At 72.6% G+C, this 6,201-nt stretch carries 6 protein-coding genes; 5 read left to right on the forward strand and 1 reads right to left on the reverse strand.

The features are described 5' to 3' along the window. Positions 1 to 9 precede the first annotated feature (9 nt). Positions 10 to 1,245: a PHB depolymerase family esterase gene (locus AB0J68_RS24630; RefSeq protein WP_355069032.1), complete on the reverse strand. Its 1,236-nt coding sequence runs from the start codon at positions 1,243 to 1,245 to the stop codon at positions 10 to 12. Positions 1,246 to 1,457: 212 nt separating this feature from the next. Between AB0J68_RS24630 and AB0J68_RS24635 the strand changes: the two genes are divergently transcribed. The 5 genes from AB0J68_RS24635 to AB0J68_RS24655 all read left to right on the forward strand — a co-directional run. Beyond that, on the forward strand, positions 1,458 to 3,290 hold the full coding sequence (locus AB0J68_RS24635) for a DUF2079 domain-containing protein (RefSeq protein ID WP_363940592.1): 1,833 nt from the start codon (positions 1,458 to 1,460) through the stop codon (positions 3,288 to 3,290). A gap of 55 nt (positions 3,291 to 3,345) precedes the next feature. Further along, entirely contained in the window at positions 3,346 to 4,602 is a 1,257-nt protein-coding gene (locus AB0J68_RS24640) for a hypothetical protein (protein WP_363940593.1), read from the forward strand. A gap of 76 nt (positions 4,603 to 4,678) precedes the next feature. After that, positions 4,679 to 5,320: a lipoyl(octanoyl) transferase LipB gene (lipB, locus tag AB0J68_RS24645; RefSeq protein WP_363940594.1), complete on the forward strand. Its 642-nt coding sequence runs from the start codon at positions 4,679 to 4,681 to the stop codon at positions 5,318 to 5,320. 155 nt (positions 5,321 to 5,475) lie between these two features. Beyond that, on the forward strand, positions 5,476 to 5,820 hold the full coding sequence (locus tag AB0J68_RS24650; RefSeq protein WP_355069027.1) for a YciI family protein: 345 nt from the start codon (positions 5,476 to 5,478) through the stop codon (positions 5,818 to 5,820). After that, on the forward strand, positions 5,817 to 6,201 hold a 385-nt coding region (locus AB0J68_RS24655; protein WP_363940595.1), incomplete at its 3' end, for a sigma factor. The genes AB0J68_RS24650 and AB0J68_RS24655, both read left to right, overlap by 4 nt.

A 6,201-nucleotide genomic window follows, 5' to 3' on the forward strand; every position in this document is an offset into this window, starting at 1 on the left:
TGGGGTTGGTCAGCAGCCGATTACCCAGTAGTTGGGGGCGGTCTGCTTGAGGGTGCTCGTGTAGAAGGTGTTGTAGAGGCCCATGCGCTGGTTGGAGCCGTTCGCGTAGGCGTAGCCGCCGGACTGGTAGGCCCGGCCGGCCGTGACGTGCGCGTAGTTGCTCGCCGTCACGCAGGTCGCCGGCGTGGTCGGGGTCGGCGTCGGCGTCGGGCTGGCCGTGGGGGTCGGCGTGGTGGTGGCCGTGGGGGTCGGGGTGGGGGTGCTGCCGCCGCCGTTCAGGCCGAAGAAGAGCGCGTCGCGGTACGTCGAGCAGATGGTGTCCAGGAAGTACGCGCCAGCGGTGCCGCACTGGTCCGCGGCGGAGCCCGGGTCGACCGGGGTGCCGTGGCCCATGCCGGAGACCCGGTAGAGGCGTACCTCGTCGTTGCCGTACACCTCCAGGCTGGTGTTGCCGGGCAGCGACGACGTGCTGGTCGGCGTCTGCGAGATCCCCCGCACGTTGGTCCACTGGTCGCGGGACTCGGTGCCGTTGAGCGGGGTGACAGTGGTGTCCGACGTGCCGTGCCAGATGGCCACCCGGGGGCGCGGGCCGGTGTAGCCGGAGTAGGCGCCACGGACCAGGTCGCCCCAGGCGGCCGGGGTCTTGTCCGTGCCCGGGTTCATGCAGCTGAACGCGTTGACCATGCTCGTGGCGCAGCGGTACGGGATGCCGGCGATGATCGATCCGGCGGCGAACACGTCCGGGTAGGTCGCCAGCATGACGGCGCTCATCGCCCCGCCCGCAGAGAGGCCGCTGACGTAGACGCGGGAACCGTCGACCGCGAAGTTCGCCTTGGCGTGGTCGACCATCTGCTTGATCGACAGCGCCTCGCCCTGACCCCGGGTCGTGTCGCCGCTCTCGAAGAAGTTGAAGCAGGAGTTGGCGTTGTTGCCGGACGGCTGCTGGGCGACGATCAGCGTGAACTTCCACTGGTCGGCGTACTTCTGCCAGCCCGAGCCGGCGAAGTAGCCGGAGGCGTTCTGGGTGCACCCGTGCAGCAGCACCACGGCCGGGGAGTTGGCCGGCAGGTTGTCCGGCCGGTAGGCGTACATGGCGAGGTTGCCCGGGTTGGAGCCAAAGCCGGTGACCTGGGTGAGGGTGGCGGCCTGGGCGGGCGTGGCGAGGGTGATCGCGCCCGCGGCGGCGAGGACGAGCCCGGCGACCGCACCGAGCAGCCGGTTGAGGGTGGACGAGGAGCGGCGCACGGCGGCCTCCTGAGAGGGGCAGACTGTGAACTGGGTCACGGTCGAGTTGCCGAGACGTTACGACGATGTGTCGGCGCTATGACATGGGGCACACTCACACATTCACGGCAACCGTTGTGTACGACGAACCATGGCCACCGCGAGGGCAGCGGAGTCGACAACAACCGCCGGTCTGACCGGCTCGTCCAGGTCCGGTTGGTAACGTCCGCTGCGTGCCGTCCTCCCCGTCGCTGGCCACCGGGCCCGCACCCGCGTCGCCGCCGCGCGCCCTCCGGGACCGCCGGGCCGACCTGATCGTCGTGCTGGTGGCGCTCGCGCTCGCCGTCTGGGTGACCAGCGGCCTGTGGCGGGACCCGAACGTGCGCGCGATCACCGTCAACTCCAGCGACCAGGCGCTGTTCGAGTGGCTGCTGGCCTTCGGCGGGCACGCGGTCACCCACGGGGAGAACCCCTTCTTCACGTACCTGATCAATGTCCCGGACGGCGTGAACCTCGCGGTCAACACCTCGATCACGGTGTACGCGGTGGTCTTCGCCCCGCTCACGTACCTCATCGGGCCACCGGCGACGTTCCTGGTGATCCTCACGCTGAACCTGCTCGCCACCGCGCTGGCCTGGTACTGGCTGCTCTCGCGCCACGTGGTGCGCAGCCGCCTCGCCGCCGGTGTCGGCGGCCTGTTCATCGCCTACTCCCCCGGCATGGTCTCGCACGCCAACGCCCACCTGAACTGGACCGCCGGCTGGCTGGTGCCGCTGCTGATCTGGCGATTGTTCGCGCTGCGCCGCCCCGGGCACTGGCTGCGCGACGGGGTGATCCTCGGCGTCGTGGTCGCGGTGGCCTTCTCGATCGCCGCCGAGGGCCTGTTCTTCGCCGCCCTCGCGCTCGGCGTGTTCGTCGCCGTCTGGGCGCTGCACCCGGCCCACCGCGCCGAGGCCCGAGCCGCCCTGCCCACCTTCGTCCGCGGGCTCGGCGTGACCGCGGTGGTCGCCGGGGTGCTGCTGTCGTACCCGCTGTGGCTGCACTTCGCCGGGCCGCAGCGGTTCCACGGCACCGGCTTCGACCCGGTGATCCACTCCGAGGACATCGCCGCCTTCGCCGCCTTCCCTCGCCGCTCCCTGGCCGGGGAGGTCGGGCTGGGCACCTCGCTGGCCCCGAACCCTACCGAGGAGAACTCGTTCTTCGGGATTCCGCTGCTCGTGCTCACCGTGGTCTGCTTCGTCGCGCTCTGGCGACGCGCCGACCCCGGCCGCCGGGCCGTCCTCTGGGCGCTGGGCGTCGTCGCGGTGATCTTCACGGTGCTGTCCTTCGGGCCGGTGGCGAAGATCGACGGACGCCGCACCGACCTGCCGATGCCGTTCGACGTGCTCGGGCAGCTGCCGGTGGTGAATGCCGCGCTGCCCGCCCGGCTGGCCCTGGTGGTGGCACCGGTGATCGGGGTGCTGCTGGCGTACACCCTCGACCAGCTGCGGGCCGCGCCGCTGCGGCACCGTTCGACGGAGCTGGCCTGGTCGCTGGGGTTCGCGGTGGCCCTACTGCCGCTGCTGCCCACCCCGCTGTTGACCCGGGAGCGGGAGCCCATCCCGCACTTCATCACGTCCGGCGCCTGGCGGCAGTACGTCTCCGACGGCAACACGTTGACTCCGGTGCCGCTGGCCGTCGACGTCTACCCGGACGGGCAGCGCTGGCAGGCGTACGCGCTGTCGCACCGGCAGGGCGAGTTCGCCATCCCCGGTGGCTTCTTCCTCGGGCCCGGCGGCCCGGACGGGCGGGGCCGGATCGGGCCGGTGCCGCGCACCCTGAGCGCGCTCATGGACGAGGCCGGTCGCACCGGGCTGATGCCGATCATCACCGACGGCACGAAACGGGAGGTCAGCTCCGACCTGCGGCACTGGCGGATCGAGACGGTGGTCCTCGCCGACGAGGTGCACGGCGCGAAGTTCGAAGTCGACGAGGCGGCCGTCCGGCGTACCGCCACCGCCCTGTTCGGCGAGCCGCAGCGGGTCGACGACGTGTGGCTCTGGCGCATCCCACCGGCTGACCAATAGGAACGGCACGACGGACGGGGCTTCGTCATCGGTCTTCGTGGCTTCTAATGGGGCGATGAGAACGACGGGCAGACGACTGCGGCGCGGGGTCACGGTCGGTGCCGCGCTCGCGCTGGTGATGCTCAGCGTGCCAGCAGCCACGGCCACCGGCAGCACGGCCACCGGCAGCACGGCCACCGGCAGCACGGTGCCGTCGAAGGTGCACCAGCCGTGGCTGTGGCAGGCCACCGTCGAGCAGCGCCCGGCCGGGCCGGCCGCGTTGGTCTTCTTCACCAGCCGCACCCGATTCCTGGAGTCGACCGGCGTGCTGGTCGGCCGGGACGGCGGTTACCGGTTGATCCCCCTGCACGTCGGCGAGGACCACGGGCTGCTCTCCCCGGACGGGCGGCACTACCTGCGGCCGTCCGGCGAGTTGTTGGACCTCACCACTGGGCAGCAGCACCGCCCGATCCACACCGGGATGCAACCGCTGGCCTGGTCGCCGGACGGGCATCGGGTCCTGAGCACCCGCAGCAACGACGACGCGGTGATCAGCTACGGGCTGGACAACCAGCAGCTCAACGACCCGGAGAAGCCCGACGACCTACTCGTCCTCGACCCGTACCGCGGCACCGAGCGGGTGGTCGCGGCCGGCACCTTCGCCGCGCACACCGCGGCGGCCTGGTCACCGGGCGGCGATCTGGTGGCGGTGGCCGGCCCGGCCGACGTGCCCGCGTCGATCGCCGAACGACAACGGCTGGTGGTCGTCGACCCGACCAACGGCAGCGTTCGCTGGCAGGTCGAGCTGGGCGATCGGCGGATGCTGGCCGGTCCGGCCGCCTGGCACCCGGACGGCCGGCGGATCGCGCTGCTCACCTTCGACGGCTGCGCCGGCCTCCGCTGCACCTCCGAACAGGTGGCGGCACGTACCTGGCGGATCGAGTTCCTGGACGCCGCCACCGGCCACGCCGTCGGCCAACCGCTGCCGGTCGCCGCGTCGACCACGGAGATCGTCGGCTGGCGCGGGGTCGACCCGGTGGTGAAGCAGTCAGTCGTGGCGGACGGCGACGACCGGCGGGCCGTTCTCGCCGCGGTGTCGCCCGGCGGCGGCCGGGACGTACTGGTCACCGCACCGCCGGGGTCGACCGATCTGGCGGTGCCGGGCGAGCTGCTGGCTCGGGCCGCGTTCGGCGGCCCGGAGCCCCGGCCGTCGCCGTTCGCCGCCCCGCTCTGGCTCTACCTCGCGCTGACCGTGTCGACGCTGGCCGCCATCGCCCTCCTCGTCCGCCGCCTGCGCCGTGGACGCCCGGCCGACCCCGTGCCGAGCACCTGAGCCGTAGGCACCGCTGGACGGCCGGTGAGGCGGCTCACGACGGATCTCGGCCCGCGGCGGGACTAGGCTGGACGCCGTGACGACGACGACCTCCGGCCTGACGGCCGTCCGCGCCGGCCTGCTCGACTACCAGGCCGCCTGGGACGAGCAGCGGCGCCTGCACGAGTCGGTGGTGGCTGGGGAGCGCGGCGACACCGTGCTGCTGCTGGAGCACCCGAGCGTCTACACCGCGGGCAAGCGCACCGAGCCCTGGGATCGCCCCATGGACGGCACCCCGGTCGTCGACGTGGACCGGGGCGGCAAGATCACCTGGCACGGCCCGGGGCAGCTCGTCGGCTACCCGATCCTGCGGCTGCCCGACCCGGTGGACGTGGTCGCCTACGTCCGCCGCACCGAGGAGCTGCTCATCGACGTGTGCGCCGAGTTCGGCCTGGCCGCCGGCCGGGTCGAGGGGCGCAGCGGAGTCTGGGTGCCCGAGGACGACCGGGGGCCGGCCCGCAAGGTGGCCGCCATCGGCATCCGGGTGGCCCGGGGCGTCACCCTGCACGGCTTCTCGATCAACTGCGACTGCGACCTGACGTACTTCGACCGGATCGTCCCGTGCGGCATCCGCGACGCCGGCGTCACCTCGCTCACCGCCGAACTGGGCCGCCCGATCAGCGTCGCCGACGTGCTCCCGGTGGTCGAGCGCCGACTCGCCACCCTCGTCGAGGTCTGAACTTCCGGCCGGCGGGCCGACCGTCGACCAGAAATTCCGCACCGGGTGTCCCGTGGAGGGTCCGACCGATCGTCCCTATGGTGGAGTCGGCGACCAGCGCCGACTCGACACCTGAGGCCGGCGTCCACCGCCCGGCCCGGACGCGAGGAGCGGACATGCCCACCTACATCGCGCTGACCTACACCGCGGACGTCGACTGGAGCAGCCCCGAGCAGGCCGCCGAGATGGCCGAGTACCGGGAGTTCGGCGAGGCCGCGCGCGCGGTGATCCGCGGCGGCAGCGCGCTCTACCCGACGGCCACCGCGACCACCGTGCGGGTCCCCGGCGGCAAGGGCGGCGACGTGCTCACCACCGATGGCCCGTACGCCGAGACCAAGGAAGCCCTGACCGGCTTCTACCTGCTCGAATGCGCGGACCTGGACGAGGCCGTGGCGACGGTCGCGAAGATGCCCGCGGCCTGGAACGGCGCGGTCGAGGTACGCCCCGTCATCCCGCTGTGACCCTGACCGGCGACGCGACAGCCGGCGACGCGGCGACAGCCGGTGACGCGGCCGCGCGAGTGATCCGGGCCGAGCGTTCCCGGATCCTCGCCACGCTGATCCGCGTCACCGGCAGCGTCGACCTCGCCGAGGACGCCACGCAGGACGCGATCGTCCGCGCCCTGCAGGTGTGGGCGCGAGACGGTGTACCGGACAACCCACGCGGCTGGCTGTTGGTCGTGGCACGGCGGCGGGCGGTCGACGTGATTCGCCGGGAGGCCCGCCGCGCCGGGAAGGAGGCCGAGGCCGTGGCGCTGCTCGATCCCGCACCGGACTCGCCCGAGGTCGTCCGGGACGACCTGCTCCGGCTGATCTTCACCTGCTGCCATCCGGCGCTGTCCC

This window comes from Micromonospora sp. NPDC049580, from assembly GCF_040675595.1.
GTDB lineage: Bacteria > Actinomycetota > Actinomycetes > Mycobacteriales > Micromonosporaceae > Micromonospora.